The organism is Agrobacterium sp. 719_389 (assembly GCF_900188475.1).
In the GTDB taxonomy this organism is placed as follows: domain Bacteria; phylum Pseudomonadota; class Alphaproteobacteria; order Rhizobiales; family Rhizobiaceae; genus Agrobacterium; species Agrobacterium radiobacter.
This window is the reverse complement of record NZ_FYEM01000010.1, coordinates 176,071-194,100: the sequence shown is the minus strand read 5'-3', so window position 1 is coordinate 194,100 and position 18,030 is coordinate 176,071. Positions and strand designations below refer to the sequence as shown.

17 protein-coding genes and 1 tRNA gene are annotated in these 18,030 nt (G+C 60.2%); 8 read left to right on the top strand and 10 right to left on the bottom strand.

Annotation, left to right across the window (positions count from 1 at the left end):
- Positions 1-37 precede the first annotated feature (37 nt).
- A complete protein-coding gene (locus CFB10_RS19035) occupies positions 38-484 on the bottom strand; it encodes an acetyltransferase (protein WP_020010088.1) in 447 nt (148 codons plus the stop codon).
- 233 nt (positions 485-717) lie between these two features.
- Here CFB10_RS19035 and bioB point away from each other — a divergent pair, with 233 nt between their 5' ends.
- Genes bioB through CFB10_RS19010 form a run of 5 tightly spaced genes read left to right on the top strand, consistent with a single transcriptional unit; the run spans position 718 to position 5,864 of the window.
- On the top strand, positions 718-1,752 hold the full coding sequence (gene bioB, locus CFB10_RS19030) for a biotin synthase BioB (protein WP_020010087.1): 1,035 nt from the start codon (positions 718-720) through the stop codon (positions 1,750-1,752).
- A complete protein-coding gene (locus tag CFB10_RS19025; RefSeq protein ID WP_026363583.1) occupies positions 1,749-2,894 on the top strand; it encodes an 8-amino-7-oxononanoate synthase in 1,146 nt (381 codons plus the stop codon). The genes bioB and CFB10_RS19025 overlap by 4 nt, the downstream gene beginning before the upstream one ends.
- Positions 2,891-3,529: a dethiobiotin synthase gene (gene bioD / locus CFB10_RS19020; RefSeq protein WP_020010085.1), complete on the top strand. Its 639-nt coding sequence runs from the start codon at positions 2,891-2,893 to the stop codon at positions 3,527-3,529. Before CFB10_RS19025 ends, bioD begins: the two co-directional genes overlap by 4 nt.
- Complete coding sequence (locus tag CFB10_RS19015; protein ID WP_020010084.1) at positions 3,526-4,821, top strand: adenosylmethionine--8-amino-7-oxononanoate transaminase; 1,296 nt, start codon at positions 3,526-3,528, stop codon at positions 4,819-4,821. The genes bioD and CFB10_RS19015 overlap by 4 nt, the downstream gene beginning before the upstream one ends.
- A gap of 56 nt (positions 4,822-4,877) precedes the next feature.
- Positions 4,878-5,864: a beta-ketoacyl-ACP synthase III gene (locus tag CFB10_RS19010; RefSeq protein WP_020010083.1), complete on the top strand. Its 987-nt coding sequence runs from the start codon at positions 4,878-4,880 to the stop codon at positions 5,862-5,864.
- Between the two features lie 63 nt (positions 5,865-5,927).
- Here CFB10_RS19010 and CFB10_RS19005 read toward each other — a convergent pair.
- Positions 5,928-6,001 (bottom strand) — tRNA-Gln (locus CFB10_RS19005).
- Positions 6,002-6,124: 123 nt separating this feature from the next.
- A complete protein-coding gene (locus CFB10_RS19000; protein WP_003508428.1) occupies positions 6,125-6,562 on the bottom strand; it encodes an Lrp/AsnC family transcriptional regulator in 438 nt (145 codons plus the stop codon).
- Between the two features lie 128 nt (positions 6,563-6,690).
- Here CFB10_RS19000 and rocF point away from each other — a divergent pair, with 128 nt between their 5' ends.
- Both rocF and CFB10_RS18990 read left to right on the top strand, forming a co-directional pair.
- Positions 6,691-7,611 (top strand): arginase, encoded by a 921-nt coding sequence (rocF, locus tag CFB10_RS18995; protein ID WP_020010082.1) that lies wholly within the window; start codon positions 6,691-6,693, stop codon positions 7,609-7,611.
- Between the two features lie 13 nt (positions 7,612-7,624).
- A complete protein-coding gene (locus CFB10_RS18990) occupies positions 7,625-8,680 on the top strand; it encodes an ornithine cyclodeaminase (protein ID WP_020010081.1) in 1,056 nt (351 codons plus the stop codon).
- Positions 8,681-8,702: 22 nt separating this feature from the next.
- On the opposite strand, the gene CFB10_RS18985 is transcribed toward CFB10_RS18990, so the two are convergent.
- The 5 genes from CFB10_RS18985 to CFB10_RS18960 form a co-directional block, all read right to left on the bottom strand.
- Complete coding sequence (locus CFB10_RS18985; protein ID WP_020010080.1) at positions 8,703-9,599, bottom strand: DMT family transporter; 897 nt, start codon at positions 9,597-9,599, stop codon at positions 8,703-8,705.
- 476 nt (positions 9,600-10,075) lie between these two features.
- Complete coding sequence (gene iolG, locus CFB10_RS18980) at positions 10,076-11,068, bottom strand: inositol 2-dehydrogenase (protein ID WP_026363582.1); 993 nt, start codon at positions 11,066-11,068, stop codon at positions 10,076-10,078.
- Positions 11,069-11,275: 207 nt separating this feature from the next.
- Positions 11,276-12,520 (bottom strand): adenylate/guanylate cyclase domain-containing protein, encoded by a 1,245-nt coding sequence (locus CFB10_RS18970; protein WP_020010078.1) that lies wholly within the window; start codon positions 12,518-12,520, stop codon positions 11,276-11,278.
- Positions 12,521-12,753: 233 nt separating this feature from the next.
- Positions 12,754-12,984, bottom strand: a complete 231-nt coding sequence (locus CFB10_RS18965; protein ID WP_020010077.1) for a helix-turn-helix domain-containing protein — start codon at positions 12,982-12,984, stop codon at positions 12,754-12,756.
- A 249-nt stretch (positions 12,985-13,233) separates the two neighbouring features.
- The gene (locus tag CFB10_RS18960; protein WP_020010076.1) at positions 13,234-14,343 is read right to left on the bottom strand and encodes an RHE_PE00001 family protein; all 1,110 of its coding nucleotides are present in this window, start codon (positions 14,341-14,343) and stop codon (positions 13,234-13,236) included.
- 293 nt (positions 14,344-14,636) lie between these two features.
- Between CFB10_RS18960 and CFB10_RS18955 the strand changes: the two genes are divergently transcribed.
- On the top strand, positions 14,637-15,941 hold the full coding sequence (locus CFB10_RS18955) for an MFS transporter (protein WP_020010075.1): 1,305 nt from the start codon (positions 14,637-14,639) through the stop codon (positions 15,939-15,941).
- Between the two features lie 67 nt (positions 15,942-16,008).
- Here the strand turns inward: CFB10_RS18955 and CFB10_RS18950 are convergent, their stop codons facing one another.
- On the bottom strand, positions 16,009-17,346 hold the full coding sequence (locus tag CFB10_RS18950) for a HAMP domain-containing sensor histidine kinase (protein ID WP_020010074.1): 1,338 nt from the start codon (positions 17,344-17,346) through the stop codon (positions 16,009-16,011).
- Between the two features lie 19 nt (positions 17,347-17,365).
- A complete protein-coding gene (locus CFB10_RS18945) occupies positions 17,366-18,019 on the bottom strand; it encodes a response regulator transcription factor (RefSeq protein ID WP_020010073.1) in 654 nt (217 codons plus the stop codon).
- Between the last annotated feature and the right edge of the window lie 11 nt (positions 18,020-18,030).

Below are 18,030 nucleotides of genomic sequence, written 5' to 3'. Positions count from 1 at the left end.
TTCGTGGCTCGATCCTCCCCCCGACGATCCCGGCGGCCTATTTTTCCGTTGCGCGAAATCGAAGATGAACGAGCGGGTAGGGTCGTCCCTGTCCGTCAAGGTCGGAGCGTCCGGTAGGCTCGAATCCCAGCCGGCGATAAAAACCCATGGCCTCGGTGTTCTGTTCGTTGACGTCAGTGGTCAGCGCGGGATGAAGCGCAAGCGCCCTCTGGACCAGTGCCTTGCCGATGCCCTGGCCATGATGGTCCGGATCGATGAAAAGCGCCTCCATATGCCCTTCATGCAGAAACATGAAGCCGAGCGCATGGTCAGAATCATCGACTGCCAGCGTCAGCGGCGCCTGTGGCAGGAAAGCTTCGACTTCCTCCCCGATCGCGGCGCGATCCGCCGGCAGGAGGAACTGGTGGGTGGCGTCGACGGCTTTGCTCCATATATCGAGGATGCGGGAAGCGTCGCGGCTCTCGGAGGGACGAAGTGTGATCATGCCTCACCCTTAGCAAGCGCGGAGTTTTCACGCCATGGGCCGGCCCGATCTTTTCCGTAAGCATCTGCGTATTCACTGAATTCCAGCGTTAGAACCCGGCGATTCTGATCCCGCATCTGCCGCCCATCTCTCCCGTTGGAAAATTTTCTCGAAAAAAGTGCTTGCAAAAAGCGGCTCGAAAAAAATAGATAAAAAGAACTTCTATCTATTTATTTTGAGGGGAAGATCGACAGATGGACCAGATCGCTACGCAAATCGACAGAAATCCAGCTCCGATTCCGGGTTTTAGCAATGGCTTGTCGCTTGAGGAGGCTAAAATTATCTATAATTTGCCTTTTAATGATCTCCTGTTCCGCGCCCAGCAGGTGCATCGCTGTCATTTTGATCCCAATGCCATCCAGATGAGCCGGCTTTTATCCATCAAGACCGGCGGCTGCCCGGAGGATTGCGGCTATTGCAGCCAGTCCGCGCGCAACCCCACCGGTCTCAAGGCCTCCAAACTGATGGAGGTGGAGCGGGTGCTGGCCGAGGCGCGCAAGGCGAAGGAAGGCGGAGCGACCCGTTATTGCATGGGGGCTGCCTGGCGCAATCCCAAGGAGCGCGACATGGAGGCGGTGGTGGCGATGGTCGAGGGCGTGAAGGCGCTCGGCATGGAAACCTGCATGACGCTTGGCATGCTGACGCCGGAACAGTCAGAACAGCTGGCCGATGCAGGTCTCGACTACTACAACCACAACGTCGACACCTCAGAGCGGTTCTATTCGCAGATCATCACCACCCGCACCTTCGAGGACCGGCTGGAAACACTTGCCAATGTCCGCGATGCCGGCATCAAGGTCTGCGCCGGCGGTATTCTCGGCATGGGGGAAACGGTGGAAGACCGGATCTCGATGCTGGTGACGCTCGCCAACCTGCCGGTTCCACCGGAAAGCGTGCCGATCAACATGCTGATCCCGATCCCCGGCTCGAAGCTCGCCAATGCCGACCCCGTCGATCCCATCGATTTCGTCCGCACCATCGCGCTGGCGCGTATCTTGATGCCGCGTTCGCATGTGCGGCTTTCGGCCGGGCGCACGGAGATGAGCGATGAGACACAGGCGCTCTGTTTCCTGGCCGGCGCCAATTCCATCTTCATCGGCGAAACCCTGCTGACGGCGGATAATCCGGGTGAAGACCACGACACGGCGCTTTTCCGCCGGCTGGGTCTGAAGCCGATGGAACTGCAGTCCACGGAATTGCAGTCTGGGGAGGCGGGCGGGTGCCGGTGAATCTCGCGGCGCTCTCTCCCTATGAGGCAAAGCTCGCCGGCCTGCAGCGCAAATCGCGGCTGCGCGCGCTTGCTCCCCAGGAGGGGATCGATTTCACCTCCAACGACTATCTTGGCCTTGCGGATTCACCCCGGTTGAAGGCGGCATTTGCCGATGCCATCGGAAGGGGCGTGCCGGCAGGCGCCGGCGGATCGCGGCTGCTGCGCGGCAACCACCGTGAACATGAGGCGCTGGAAGCGGAAGCGGCAGCGTTTTTCGGGGCTGAAAAAGCAATCTATTTCGGCAGCGGTTTTACCGCCAATGTCGCGCTGTTCTCCACATTGCCGCTGCGGGAAGACCTCGTCCTTCACGACGCCCTGATCCATGCCAGCGTCCATGACGGCATTGCGGCCGGCAAGGCGAAGGTAATCGCCGTGCCGCATAATCAGGTCGAGGCATTCGAACGGGAAATAATCCGCTGGCGGCGGGAGGGTGGCCGGGGTCGTCCGTGGATCGCCGTCGAAAGCCTTTATTCCATGGATGGGGACCGTGCCCCGCTTGCGGCCCTGGCTGATCTTGCCGGGAAACACGAAGGCTTCCTTGTCGTCGACGAGGCGCATGCGACCGGCGTATTCGGCCCCGGCGGGTGCGGCCTTGCCGCGGAGCTGGAAGGCCGTGGCAATGTGGTGGCGTTGCATACCTGCGGCAAGGCGCTCGGCCTTTCCGGCGCGCTTTTGAGCCTGCCAGTGGTTCTTGCCGATTACCTCGTCAACCGCGCCCGCGGTTTCATCTATTCGACCGCGCCTTCGCCGCTGATGGCGGCGGCGGTGCGGGAAGCCCTGCGCATCATCGCCGATGAGCCGTGGCGGCGCTTGCGGCTGGCGGAGCTGGTAAACTTTGCCGGCGAAGAGCTTCGCTCCCGGCTCGGCGTTGCACCCAGCGGCTCGCAGATATTACCGGTGATGATCGGCGACAATGCCCGTTCGCTGCGTATCGCCGCGCATCTGCGGGAGGGTGGTTTCGATGTGCGGGCGATCCGCCCGCCGACGGTGCCGGAGGGCACGGCGCGCCTGCGCATCGCCATCACGCTCAACGTGGATGAAAGCCAGATCGCCGATATGATGGGGCTGCTCGCCCTTTCGCTGGCGGAGGAGCGGAAATGAGCCCTCGTTTCGTCATTTCAGGCACCGACACGGGTATCGGCAAGACGGTTTTTTCCGCAGCGCTGACCCACGCGCTGCAGGCATATTATTGGAAACCCGTGCAGTCCGGGCTGGACGAAGAAACAGACAGCGAGACGGTGGAACGGCTGGGTGGCGTGCCGCGCGCACGCATCCTGCCGGAGGCCTATCGCCTGAAAATGCCGGCTTCGCCACATCTGTCGGCCCGCCTTGAGAATGTAACGATCGATCCCGCGCTGCTGCCGCCGCCGCAAACGGATGGACCTCTTGTCATCGAGGGGGCGGGCGGGCTTCTGGTGCCGCTGACAGACACATTGCTGTTCGCCGATATTTTCGCCCGCTGGCAAATTCCGCTTGTGCTGTGCGCCAGGACCGCGCTCGGCACCATCAACCACACGCTGCTCTCGCTCGAGGCGTTGCGGCGGCGCGCCATTCCGGTGCAGGGCGTGGTCTTCATCGGCGACGAGAACCGGGAAAATGAGCGCGTCATCGCCAATGTCGGCGCTGTTCGCCCGCTTGGCCGTCTGCCGCGCCTGCCGGAGATGACATCAGAGGCGCTGCATCAGGCATTTGCCCGACACTTCAATCTCGCTGATTTTCTGGAGGCGCCGGCATGAGCCGTTCCCCTGTCTGGCATCCTTTCACCCAGCATGGGCTGGAACCGCCGATGAAGCGCGTCGTATCGGCGGAAGGCGCATTTCTCGTCGATGAGGACGGCAATCGCCTGTTCGACGGCATTTCCTCCTGGTGGGTCATCACCCACGGGCACCGGCATCCCGCGATCATGGCCGCCATCCGCGCCGCGACAGAAGCCTTCGACCAGGTCATTTTCGCCGAGTTTTCCCATGAACCCGCCGAAACGTTGGCGCGCGGGCTGATCGAGCTTGCGCCCGCCGGGCTAAGCCATGTGTTTTATTCCGATAGCGGCTCGACTGCGGTTGAGGTGGCGCTGAAAATGGCGCTGGGATATTTCCACAATCGCGGAGAAAAGCGCGACCGTATCGTGGTGATGGAGCATGGTTATCACGGCGATACGATCGGCGCCATGTCAACAGGTGAGCGCGGCGTGTTCAATGCCGCGTACGAACCGTTGCTCTTCGGCGTCGACCGGCTGGCTTTTCCGCAAGCGGGCGGCGAACAGCAGACATTGGACATGTTCGAGAGTTTCTGCCGTTCGGGCCGTATCGCCGCTCTGCTGATCGAGCCGCTGGTGCTCGGAGCCGGCGGCATGAAGACGTACGGCGCGGATATACTGGCCGGGCTGAAACAGATCGCTGAGCGCCATGGATGCCTCGTCATCGCAGACGAAGTGATGACGGGCTGGGGTAGAACCGGAACTCTGTTCGCCTGCGAACAGGCGGGTATTTCGCCGGATATACTGTGCACATCCAAAGGGCTTACGGGCGGCTCGCTGCCGCTCGCGGCAACGCTGTGCAGGGCGGAAATCTTCGATGCGCATTTTTCAACGGATCGCCGCAAGACCTTTTTCCATTCCAGTTCCTATACGGCCAATCCGATTGCCTGTGCAGCCGCTGTCGCCAATCTTCAGGTCTGGCGGGATGAGCCCGTGCTTCAGCGTATCGGGCAATTGCAACAGATGCTGCGCGACAATCTCCGGCGATTTGCGGATGACCGGCGTTTCACCGGCATCCGGCAAATGGGGACCATCGCGGCGCTTGACCTCGTGGTGCCTGCCGGTGGTTATCTCGCCGAGGCGGGGCCGCGCATGCGGCAATTGTTCCGGGAGCGCGGGTTCGTCATCCGCCCGCTCGGCAATGTGCTTTATCTGATGCCGCCCTATTGTTCGACGGGGGAAGATCTGACCAGCGCCTTTGACGCCATCGACGAGGTGGCCGGGATCGTCACCGAAACCGCATCGTTAAAATCGCGTGCGGCCGGCATCGCGTGAAAACAGCGTACGGCCATGTTCAGCCTGTTCCAGAACCGTCTCCGAAAGCCCTGACAATGCAGACCCGTTCTTCCCGCATGGCCGGTTTTGGTCATGCCGTTCCGTCAAGATGTGTCGATAATGCCGAGATAGAGGCCAGCCTCGGGCTGGAGGCCGGCTGGATCGAGAGGCGCACCGGCATCCGCACGCGTTATTGGGCGCATGAGGGTGACACGTTGAGCGGCCTTGCCGCAAGAGCCAGCCGCATGGCGCTGGAAGATGCGGAAATTGGCTCCGCCGAGATCGCGCTGACGCTGCTTGCAACTTCTACACCGGATCATCTTCTGCCACCCTCGGCACCGCTGCTCGCACACCGGCTGGGCCTCGTCCGATCCGGCGCGATCGATCTCGCTGGGGCCTGTTCCGGCTTTCTTTATGCGCTCACCCTTGCCGATGGCTTTGTCCGCACCCACGGCCGCGCCGTGCTCGTCGTTGCCGCCAATATATTGAGCCGCCGTATCAATCCGGTGGAAAGGGCAAGCGCGGTCCTGTTCGCTGATGCCGCCGGCGCCGTTGTACTCAAGCCCTGCAGAGAGGCGCAGCGCGGGCTTTTGTCAGCCGATCTTGTTGCGGATGGCGGCGGTTATGATCTGATCCAGATAGCGGCGGGAGGCAGTAGCCAGCCGTTCTCTGCCGATACATCCGCCGAAGAGGTGCTAATGACAATGCGCGATGGCCGCGAGGTCTTCTCCCGCGCCGTGATGCTGATGACAGAGACCTCGAAAAGGGTGCTGAACGAGGCCGGAATGACGGCAGCCGACATCGACCGTTTCGTACCCCATCAGGCCAATGCCCGCATGTTTGACGCCGTCTGCGGCAATCTCGGCATTAACAGGCAAAAGACGGTTCGCACGATAGAAAGCTTCGGCAATTCCTCCGCCGCAACCATTCCGCTTTCGCTGTCCGTCGCCAATGCCGAAAGGCCTTTCACGGAAGGCGAAACCCTGCTTTTAACAGCGGCTGGCGCGGGCATGTCTGGTGGAGCGGCCGTTTATCGCGTTTGAACGGGGCATCGCGATAGCGCGTACCATTCCAAACTCAAGAAGCTGATTTTATTTGGAGAAATTTGGCTGGGGAACCTGGATTCGAACCAAGATTAACGGAGTCAGAGTCCGTCGTTCTACCATTGAACTATTCCCCAAAAGCCTGAAGCACGTTGCCGCGTTCGCTTTGGTGGGTCGTCATATAGATGATTTATTGCGAGGCGCAAGTCGAAAAAATCGAAAAATGCGTTTTATCCCTGTTTTGCGTTTCGTCTCAGGGGTCAGAGCCGTGCGCGGGTGGAGCGCGGGGTGGAGAGCAGGAGGCTGGTCTCGCTGCCGGTAATGCCGGGCACCAGGCGGATGCGGCGGAGCACCGCGTCGAAATCGCTGAGTGTGGCGGCGTTGAGTTCCACGATCAGGTCCCAGCGGCCGTTGGTGCTGTGGATTTCGGATATTTCCGGAAAACCGCCAAGGGTGCGGATGACACGATCAGTCACATGGCCTTCAATCTCGATCATCATGATGCCGCGGATCGCCGCCTCCACCGCGTCGGCGCGTAGAATGACGGTGTAACCGATGATGGTGCCGTCGTTCTCCATTCTTTCGATGCGCGAGCGCACCGTCGCGCGCGAGGTTTCCGTCTCGATTGCGAGATCAGAAATGCTGCGCCTGCCATTATGCCGCAAAAGGGTGATGAGCCGTTCGTCGAGATTATCCATGATGACCAGTTTGATAAATTAATTTTAGCAGATCGATAGCTTATTTCGATAATATTGCCAATATTTGATGTTCATTTCGCCGGGTCACTGTGTTGAACTGGGCTATTGGCAGGAAAGCGAGGACGGGAATGGATATCAGGCTGATCGGTGCGCCGCTGCAGATCGGGGCCGGGCAATTGGGATGCGAGATGGGCCCCAGCGCCTATCGCGTCGCAGGGCTGGCACACGCTCTCGAAGAACTGGGGCATCGGGTCGTCGATACCGGCAATGTGACGCCCGCGCCGTTGCGAGAATTTTGCCATCCCAACCCGGCGGTGCATCATCTGGCTGAAACCGTGGCCTGGACGGAGGCGCTGACAGAGGCTGCCTATCGTGAAAGCGCCGGCGCCGTGCCGATCTTCCTCGGCGGCGACCATGCGATTTCTGCGGGGACGGTCGCCGGCATGGCGCGCCGGGTGGCCGAGACCGGCCGGCCGTTTTTTGTGCTCTGGCTTGATGCCCATACCGATTACCATACGCTGGAGACGACGCGCAGCGGCAATCTGCACGGCACGCCGGTTGCCTATTTCAGCGGGCGAAAGGGGTTTGAGGGTTATTTCCCGCCGCTTTCCCATGCGGTTCCTGAAGACAATATCGGCATGATCGGCATCCGCAGCGTTGATCCGGCCGAAAGGGCCGCACTGGAAGAGAGCGGCATCACCGTTCACGACATGCGTTCGATAGACGAACACGGCGTTGCCGTTCTCCTGCGTCAATTTTTGGCGCGGGTTCAGGCGGCAAACGGTCTTTTGCATGTCAGTCTCGATGTCGATTTTCTTGAGCCCTCCATCGCGCCGGCCGTCGGCACCACGGTTCCGGGTGGCGCGACGTTCCGCGAGGCGCATCTCGTCATGGAAATGCTGCATGATAGCGGGCTGGTCTGCAGTCTTGATCTCGTGGAGCTCAACCCGTTTCTCGACGAGCGCGGCAGAACCGCGACCCTGATGGTCGATCTTGCCGCCAGCCTGCTGGGCAAGCGGGTTATGGACCGCCCGACGCGGGCCGGTTGAAAGGGGTGATGTGATGACCGTGATACCGAACCTCAATATCGTGCCCTTCGTCAGCGTCGATCACATGATGAAACTCGTGCTGCGCGTAGGCATCGATACGTTCCTGCGCGAGCTTGCCGATGTGGTGGAAGAGGATTTTCGCCGTTGGGAAAGCTTCGACAAGACGCCGCGCATCGCCTCGCATTCGAAGGAAGGTGTTATCGAGTTGATGCCGACCAGCGATGGCACGCTTTACGGCTTCAAATATGTCAATGGCCATCCGAAAAACATGAAGGAAGGCCGCCAGACAGTGACGGCTTTCGGCGTGCTTTCCGATGTCGGCAATGGTTATCCGCTGCTCCTGACCGAGATGACGATCCTGACGGCGCTGCGCACCGCCGCAACATCAGCCGTTGCGGCGAAATATCTCGCCCGCAAAAATTCCCGCTCCATGGCCATCATCGGCAATGGCGCGCAGAGCGAATTCCAGGCGCGCGCCTTCAAGGCCATTCTCGGCGTCGATACGCTGCGCCTTTTCGATATCGATCGGTCCGCCAGTGAAAAATGCGCCCGCAATCTTGCCGGGCAGGGTTTTGCCATCAAGATCTGCGAAAGCGCGCAGGAAGCGGTCGAAGGGGCTGACATCATCACGACAGTCACCGCCGACAAACAATATGCGACGATCCTGACCGACAACATGGTCGGGCCCGGCATTCACATCAACGCCGTTGGCGGCGATTGCCCCGGTAAGACGGAGTTGCACCGGGATATTCTGTTGCGATCGGATATTTTCGTCGAATATCCGCCGCAGACGCGCATCGAAGGCGAAATCCAGCAATTGCCGGCGGACTATCCCGTTACCGAGCTCTGGCAGGTCACTACCGGGGAAAAGCAGGGGCGGGGGAACGACAGGCAGATCACGCTGTTCGACAGCGTCGGCTTCGCGACGGAAGATTTTTCGGCGCTGCGTTATGTGCGCTCGAAACTGCCATCCACCGGGCTTTATACGGAGCTTGATCTGCTGGCCGATCCGGATGAGCCGCGTGATCTGTTTGGGATGCTTCTGCGTTGCGAAGCGGCTCTCGTCTAGAGCATCTCCAGCGCCGGCAGGCCTAATTCGGTTCCTTCTTCACCATCTGGCGGTTCTTGCGGGCAACCACATGTTCCCGCCAGATGGTGAAGAGGCCGGCGGCAATAACGATTGTCGCACCGATGACCATGTTTGATGTCAAGACCTCGCCATAGACGGTGACGCCGATGATGGAGACGAGCACCAGCTGGTAATAGGAAAAGGGCTGCACGGAGGCGGCATCCGCCAGTTCGAAGGCCTTTATCAGGCAATAGTGGCCGCTCATGCCGGTAATGCAGAGCGCCAGCATCCATCCCCAATCCTGCGGCGCGATGCTGACCCAATAAAACGGACCGACCAGCGTCAGGGCCGCCGCACCGGCCACGCCGGTGTAGAAGAAGCTTGTCATCGCCGAATCGCTTTTGCTGCCGAGGCGGGTCAGGACGCTGTAAAGCGCCAGCATGAAGGTCGCCGCGAAGGTGATCATCAGCCGGTTGTCGAAACCGTCGCCCTCTGGCTTGAGGATGACGAGAACGCCGATGAAGCCGACAAAAATGGCGCTCCAGCGCCGCCAGCCCACATGTTCTCCCAGCAAAGGCATGGACAGCGCCGCAACGATCAGCGGTGCGGAGGCAAGGATGGAATGGCTGTGCGCCAGCCCGACGACGGCGAAGGAGAAGATCGAAATGACGATCTGCACGGCGAGAAGCACGCCGCGGCCGATCTGCAGCCAGGGACGGTTGGCCATGACGGCGCCCCTGATGCCGCCCGCCGACCTTGCGGCCATCAAAAGAACGAAGACGGCAAAGGCCCAGTATCGCAGCATGGCGATAAAAACCGGCGGATAAGCGCTGCCCAGATGCTTCGAAATGCCATCCTGCGCCGCAAAGATCGTGAAAGCGACAAGCGCATAAACAAAGCCGGTCCTGGGTGATGGCATGAAAAAACCGCTATCCGACCGCCGCCGGCAAAAGAGTATTCGGGGTGAATGAGGTGGGTAACAGCCATATGTTATGACGGCACCTTGTCAGACAACCTTATTTTCCGAATAGCTGCCATGCAAGTCCGGAAGCTGCCTTCTCCAAGGTTGATTGCCGGAACGTGCTTTGCGGTGCTCTCCCCTCATCGGCGCGCTTGCCACAGGGATTTCAGCCAGCCTAAGTCATTGACCGAAAGGGATGCGTCCCGCGGCGTCGACGCGCATCGGCTGGCTTCCCGTGACGAGCACAGGAATGAGGAGGGTGGGTGCGCCGGCCTGTTGTCAGATCTGCGAGGTGCGGCGCGATGCAGATCGGCGTGGAGCCTGGATGATGTGGCCTGCTGCCGAGGGCCTTCGCACAGGCACGGCTGTCCGCCGTCAACAATTGCGCGGCGGACAGCGGGTTCAGCAAGGCGCACAGCGCCTCGGTTTTCTCTTCAGCCGATCTTTACGGCCGCCTTCGAGGCGGTGGATTTCAGCGCAGCGTCGGCCAGCTTCAGCGCGACCAGCCCGTCCTTGATGGAAGGCGAGGGCGCGACATTGTTTTCGATGCTGTCAATGAAAGCGGTGATTTCCGCGGCATAGGCGGCCGTATAACGCGTCATGAAGAAATCATGCAGCGGCGGGCGGGTGTAACCTTCCGCATTGGCGATTTCGATGGAAACCGGGCGCTGGTTTTCGGCTGCTGCCGAACCGAGCGAGCCGTGCACTTCGATGCGCTGGTCGTAACCATAGGTCGCGCGGCGAGAGTTCGAAATGACCGCCTGCCTGCCGCTTTTCGTCGTCAGGATGATGCTGGCGCTGTCAAAATCACCCAGCGCACCGATCTCCGGATTGACGAGAACCGAACCGGTTGCAAACACGCTTTCCACTTCCTCGCCGAGCAGGAAGCGGGCCATATCGAAATCATGAATGGTCATGTCGCGGAAGATACCGCCGGAGACCTTGATATATTCGGCCGGCGGCGGGCCGGGGTCGCGGCTGGTGATGGTCACCATTTCCACCTTGCCGATGCGGCCATCTTCAATGGCCTTGTGCACGGCCTGGAAATGCGGGTCGAAACGGCGGTTGAAACCGAGCATCACCTTCGCACCGGTTTCCTCAACCACCTTCGCGCAGGCTTCCGCGCGGGCAACATCGAGATCGACGGGCTTTTCGCAGAAGATCGCCTTGCCGGCCCGGGCGAAACGCTCGATCAGGTCGGCATGGGTGTTGGTCGGCGTGCAGATGATGACGGCATCGATCGTCTTGTCGGCCAGAACCTCATCAATCGTGCTGACCTTGCACTGCGCTTCGCGGGCGATTGCTTCCGCAGCACCGGCCATGGCGTCCACAACGGCGACCAGCTGCGCACGGCTGTCGGTGGTGATCGCCTTGGCGTGGACCTTGCCGATCCGTCCAGCGCCGAGCAGTGCCAATTTCGTAACCATCTTTCCTCCGGTTTCTCACACCCGTCTCTCACTCCCGGAAAGACAGAATATGAATGCAAGCAATGTTTCGATATGGAATATATGTTCTATTTTGCTAGATCGACATCGCAGATGTGTCAAGCGTTTTGAGAGGGGACGGAACAGCGGAAACGGCATCGCTGAAAAGGCGCCGTGCGGGGTGGAGCAAGGTGGGTGAAGGCGACCCGTTCAGTCGGAGATCATGTTCGCCTCTGGCGGAAGTGCGTAAACCTCGACCGGGGTTTCGAGGCCACGCAGCAGCCATGGGCCGAGATTTTCGAGCTTTTCCTGATGTCCTGCCATGCGGACGAATTCTTCGGAGAAAAGCACGTTGCGCCCGGTCTCCTTGGTCAGCGTTTCCAGCCGCGAGGCAATATTGACGGCGGGGCCGATGACGGTGAAATCGAGGCGGGTTTTCGAACCGATATTGCCATACATGACATCACCGACATGCACGCCGATGCCGTAACCCAGGGGATCGTGGCCCTTCCGACGATTGATTTCATTAAGCGCAACGAGGCTTTTCTGGGCGCTGGCGATGGCTTTCAGCAGGTTTTCGCAGGCCTTGGGATCGCTGAGCGGGAAAATCGCCAGCAGCCCGTCGCCCATGAATTTCAGGATTTCGCCGCCGAATTCCTCGATGGGATCGCACATGGCGTCGAAATAACCGTTCAGAAGCTCGATGACGTCATCGCGCGGCCAGAGGTCGGAAATATGGGTGAAGTTGCGCAGGTCGCAGATCAGGATCGCCGCGCCGACCGTCATGCCGCTGCCGCGTGTCGTTGCGCCATTGAGGATCTTTTCGCCCGCATGCGGCCCCACATAGGTTTCCAGCAGGGTGCGCGTCATGCGGTTTTTCAGGCGTATTTCACTGACCAGCGCAAGCGCCGGAAGCAGGTTTTTCAAGGCGAGGATTTCGCTGTCGGAAAAACCGCCGGGCCGGTCACTGGAAAATGTGGCGACATGGCGCTTGCCGAAGGTGTGTTCGATCGGCCAGGCGCAATAATCCGTCAGCCCTTCAGCCCGCAGATCTTCGTAGATCGTATAGCCGGGTTCATCGATCTCCTCTCCGTTCAGCCGGTGGCGAACTTCGGTGGCGCCCTGATGAATGTCGTTGATGGGGCTGTTGAGATATTCGGGCGTATTTTCAGACCCATAGCCATAGGTGGCGATCTCGGCGGAGGACAGGCCGGCTTTCCACAGGATGCGCGCGCCAAGCCATTGCGGATGGCGAATGCGGAAAGCGAGCACGCCCCGCGCCACGGAAATTCCGCTCGCCCGCAGCCTGCTGCAGAGTTCCACGAATATCTCGTCGATAAAGCGTTCGTCCTTGGTGCCGGTGATGAGCCAGTCGAGAATTTCCGTCTTTTCCGCTGGCCACAATTCATCCAGTGCTGAAGAAACGCGTTCTTCGGTGTCGAGACTTAGTGTCATGGCAGGATTCCGGAGGTTGTTGCTGCTCTCGCACAAGCGGGGCACATGTCGCACTCGGCCGAACATGGTCGCTCGTGAACACCCATGTGGTGCCGAATAACGAAAATGTTAAGAGAGGGGTGCGGAAAATGTTCCGGAAGGGATTGGCGTCATCAGGCCACGCGCGCCGCCCGGATGTTCCAGCGAACATTGTCCCCCGGCGGCGCTGAGATTTTCGGTGATCGCTGGAAGGATCAGATAACGGTTTCGACGGGAATATGCAGTGCGGCGGCAACGCGTCGGATGCGCAGCGGATCGCTATCCGTGCCGTCTTCCAGGGCGCGTATTTCGCTGGTGGTCAGGCCGCAGGTCACGGCAAGCTGTTCCACCGTATATCCGGCGAGATTGCGAGCGGTGAGGACCTTTTTGGCGAAAGGAGTATCGGTTTCGTGATCAGAATCGGGTTGTGAGACTGAAATTGTCATTTGCATCTCCCTGATGGTGGACACTTAAATGCGGGCGGCAAAGAAAAGTTGCCGGGCCGAATGCGACCGCGTTGCCGGAGAAGAAATCGGTGTTGCAACGCAGCGAGGAACATAGCGGCTTCATCCACCTACGCAATAGTTAAATTTTGTTAAGATTCGTGATCGCCGCATTGCTGCGGCACGTCTTGCCGGGAAAACGCCGAAAAACTGCCGTTTTTTCGGGTTTCCGCGGGGTTAGGGCGGTTTTCGCTACAGCATGCCCCAGGCGCGAAACCGGCCACGACCCGTTACTTCCCGCAATTCCAGCTGGTTGGCGAGGCCGATCGCGCCCTGCGGCGTGGTGCCGAGTTCCTTGACGATCATCGCCGCTGATACCACCGGCCGGGAGACGACAAGTTCCACGAGTTCCGGCAAACGTGAGGAGGAACGCCGGCCGGCCAGTTTGCGCATCATGCGTTCTCGCGCATGGGTCAGCCGGTCATGTTCCTTCATGCCGGCTTGCGCCGCTTCGTAAAAGCTGTCGAGAAGGGCGATAAGGCGTTGCGTCTGGTTCCGGGCGTGCCGGCGCTCCCGTGGGATCGCGCGGAGACCGGCGCTGAGGGCCGGCAGATGATCGGGCGTCACGGCGCCATCGCGCAGAAAGGCGGAGGCCAGAAGCCGGCCGAGCCAGGGGCTGCGTTGCAGCACCTCGATCATGTTCCAGGCGTCGAGCAGGATGGCGGTGCGGAGAATTGCGGGTAAATCCTCCGTCCGCGCGTGCACCTCCCACCATTCTTTCAGCCGTTCATCCTCGTCCCAGTCGGGTTCGTTGATGATCGCATGGCTTTCCTCCCGGTGCATCGTCGGAAGCGCGTTGCCGGTGGTAATCGCATCGAGCGTTGCGGCGCTGCGCGCCAGAAGCGCGTCCAGCTCGGAAAAAGCGCCATCCAGCAATGTTTCTCCCTCCGCGTCGGCTTCTTCATCAAGAGAGTGATCAAGCGTTTGTTTGGGGGGCGCTGCCTCTTGGGCAAGCGCGGCCCTGCCGCGGAGCCTCGAAAGGCCCGGCGCGGTAAAGGCCCAGCCGGCGGCATTGGAAAAGATCAACCGTCTTGAGCGGAGAATCCGGTGCGCCGCCGTCATTTCATGGGTCGGTGCGCGTACATCCATATGCGCGTCGTGCAGCACCAGATCTTCCATATGGACGAGTTCGCCATCCACCCACATGGAGGAAATGGCGTCGGTGAAATCCTGCCTTTCGATGAAGCCTTGTTTCATCGGTGACCGGTCGATCCGCTCGTCCAGCCGCGCCAGCGCCTCGCCGGCACGGGCGGCGGCAATGAGGAGCTTTTCGATCTGGACGTCGGATATATCGTAAATCATTGATATTTTTTAGTTTGAGCGCGGGCGGCTTACAAGGCGGATCACAGTCGCGGCGCTTTTTACTTTCGCGGTGTCTACCCAAAATCCCGACGAGAAGACCGGTGGTTAAAGGTCGGCAGCCACGAGGGTCTTGGAAGCCCTGACTGTTTCCTCGGCAATATCGCAATGCGGTATAAACTTGCGCACCGCAATATGACGGGTATATACCCCCACCGAGAGCGACAAATTATCACACCTTCCGTTCGCCCTTCCATCTCCAGACGAAGATGAATTGGAGTTTACCCGTGAATATTATGGCAAATGGTCCTGCCACGGCACCGGATCAGAAAACCCGTTTGAAATCCATTATCGGCGGATCGGCGGGCAACCTCGTCGAATGGTACGACTGGTACGTCTATTCGGCCTTCACCCTTTATTTCGCGCCGGTGTTTTTCCCTTCCGGAAACCAGACCGCCGAGCTCCTGAGTGCGGCCGCCGTTTTCGCTGTCGGATTTCTGATGCGGCCCATCGGGGCGTGGTTCATGGGCACCTATGCCGATCGCAAGGGCCGAAAGGCCGGCCTGACGCTGTCAGTGACGCTGATGTGTCTCGGTTCGCTTTTGATCGCGATCACGCCCGGCCACGAGACGATCGGCATTGCCGCACCGGCCATTCTGGTTTTCGCCCGTCTTCTGCAGGGTATCAGCGTCGGTGGCGAATATGGCGCCAGCGCAACCTATCTCAGCGAAATGGCCGGAAAAAACCACCGCGGTTTCTTCTCCAGCTTCCAGTATGTGACGCTGATTTCCGGTCAGCTTCTGGCGCTGGCGGTGCTTCTGGTGCTGCAGCGGGCCTTGACACCGGAACAGCTGGGCTCCTGGGGCTGGCGCATTCCCTTCTTCATCGGCGGCATTCTGGCGATCGCGGTATTCTATATCCGTCGCGGCCTTGCCGAGACGCAGTCCTTCGAAAACGCCAAGGCGGGTGAGGCCGACAAGCCGAAATCCAGCGGATGGGCGCTGTTCAAGCACTATCCGAGGGAAGCGCTGATGGTGATGGCGCTGACCTCAGGCGGCACGCTCGCCTTTTATGCCTACACGACCTATCTGCAGAAATTCCTCGTCAACACGTCAGGTTTCAGCAAGGAAAGCGCCACCGAAATCACCACGGCGGCACTCTTCGTCTTCATGCTGTGTCAACCGATTGCCGGCGCGCTTTCGGACAAGATCGGCCGCAAGCCGCTGATGGTGGGCTTCGGCATTCTTGGCACGCTGTTCACCTACGCAATCTTCAGCACGCTTTCGACGACGACCGATCCGATCATGGCTTTCGCTCTCGTGCTGGTCGGCCTGCTGATCGTTACCGGTTACACTTCCATCAATGCGGTGGTGAAGGCGGAAATGTTCCCCGCCCATATCCGCGCGCTTGGCGTGGCTCTGCCCTATGCGCTGGCAAACACCATATTCGGCGGAACGGCGGAATTCGTAGCCCTGAAATTCAAGCAGATCGGCCACGAAAACTGGTTCTTCTGGTATGTGACGATCATGATCGCGCTGTCGCTGGTGGTTTATGTGAAGATGCGCGATACGCGCGATCACAGCCATATCCACGAGGATTGAGCCCTTCCGTTCTATCCGAACCGATAAAAGCCCCGCCTTCCCGGCGGGGTTTTTGTTTTCACCGCATTCAGGCGGCTTCGACCGGAAGAACGATGCGGGCCTCAAAACCGTCCTGCCGGCCGGGCGCCGGAGAGGAGAGCACCAGTTCTCCGCCGGTCTGCTCCACCAGGCTTTTGACGATGGCGAGGCCAAGCCCGGTGCCGTCAGCCGTGGTCTGGCCTCGGGTAAACCGCGTCGTCAGCTTGGGCAGGAGCGCACCGTCGATTGCCGGGCCGGAATTCACGACGCGGATCGTGCCATCCGTTTCGGCGACGACCTGCACGGGGCTTTCCGGCGGGCTGTGGATCAGCGCGTTTTCGAGGAGGTTGCGGATGATGATACCGAAGGCATCCGCGCCTATCCTGCAGGACAGGCCGCTCTCGCAGCGATTGGTGAAACGGATGCGGGATGAGCCGATTGCCGTTCTCATCATATCGTCGATGACGAGTTCGAGAACGGGAATGAGATCGTTCGCCTTGTCGGTAACCCCGATCCTTGCTTCCGCCCGTGACATCTGAAGCAGTTTTTCGGCGAGATGGCCGAGATGCTGCAGGGATTTCTCGATATTTTCCACGCGCGGCGCGAGTTCCGGCGGAATATCGGCATGGAGCCGCTGCGCCTGCGCCAAGGCGCCGGCAATCGGCGTGCGCAATTCATGGGCGCTGTTGGCGGTGAATTCCCGTTCCGCCTCGATTGCCGATCGCAGCCGCCCGAGCAGCAGATTGACCGAACGGGCGATGGGATGAAGTTCGGCCGGAAAGGGCTGCGTTGGCAGCGGTGCGAGATTGCCGCCGTCCTTTTTGCCGATGTCGTCGCGCAGGGTCTGTATCGGTCGCAGCGTCCTGCGCACCACGACGATGACGGCGAAAATGCTGGCGGGAATGAGGATGAGAACGGGAAGCAGCAGCGCGGTGCCCGCCTCTTGGATCGCCTCGCGGCGATTGGCGAAGGCATCGGCGACCTGCAGGAAATAATTGCCGTCCGGTGTCGCAATCGTAAAGATGCGCTGGGTCGCGGTTTCGGAAAAACCGGGTTCGAGCGAGACCTCGAAGGGCTCCGTCGAACTGTCATGCGAATGCAGCACCACCTGTCCTTCACGGTCGCGAACCTGATAGGTCAGATATTCCGCCCGTTGCGACGTCTGATTGAGCTTTTGCGCGGCAGGCGCGGTGTTGTTTTCCCTGAGGTCGTCCACCAGCAGCGGCAGCAGCCTCTCTGCGGTTTCCTCAACGCCGGCGTCGAAAATCTCGGCGAATTCGTCCTGCATCACCATGACGCCCAGTCCGCAGGCGAGAAGCCAGGATATGGCGACAACGCTCGTCAGCGCTGTGACGAGTTTACGGGTCATGCTGGTCGGTCTGGCCATTTCTGCCTGCCTGCCGTTCTTACCTGATGGTGTAGCCGACGCCGCGCACGGTTTCGACGCGGTCATGGCCGATTTTCTTGCGCAGCCGGCTGATATAGACCTCGACCGTGTTGCTCTCAATTTCCGCACCGAATTCGTAAAGCGTGTCGTGCAATTGCGCCTTCGAGACGACCGCACCGGGATGCTCGACGAGTTTTTCGAGCACGGCCCATTCCCGGGCGCTCAGCGTCTGCGCCGTTCCATCGACCGTGATATTGCGCGCCACCTGGTTGATCTCGATGCCTGGCAGGCGGATGACGGGGGCCGAGCGCCCCTCGTAACGCCGCGAAACCGCCAGCATGCGGGCCGAAAGCTCGTTGAGATCGAAGGGCTTGACGAGATAGTCGTCCGCCCCGGCATTCAGCCCGGCAATCCGGTCGGAGACCTGGTCATGGGCCGTCAGAATGATGACAGGTGTCGCGTCGTCGCGCTGGCGCAGGCTTTGCAGAAGGGTAATGCCTTCGCCATCCGGCAGTCGCATGTCGAGCAGGATGAGGCCGTAACCCATTGTCAGCGTCGCCGCCATGGCGTCGCCCAGCGTCTTGAACCAGTCGACAGCATGACCCGCTGCGGCGACATGGTCTCGCAGCGCTTCCCCCAGCACATGATCATCTTCAACAAGCAGAACCCGCAAGACAGCTCCCT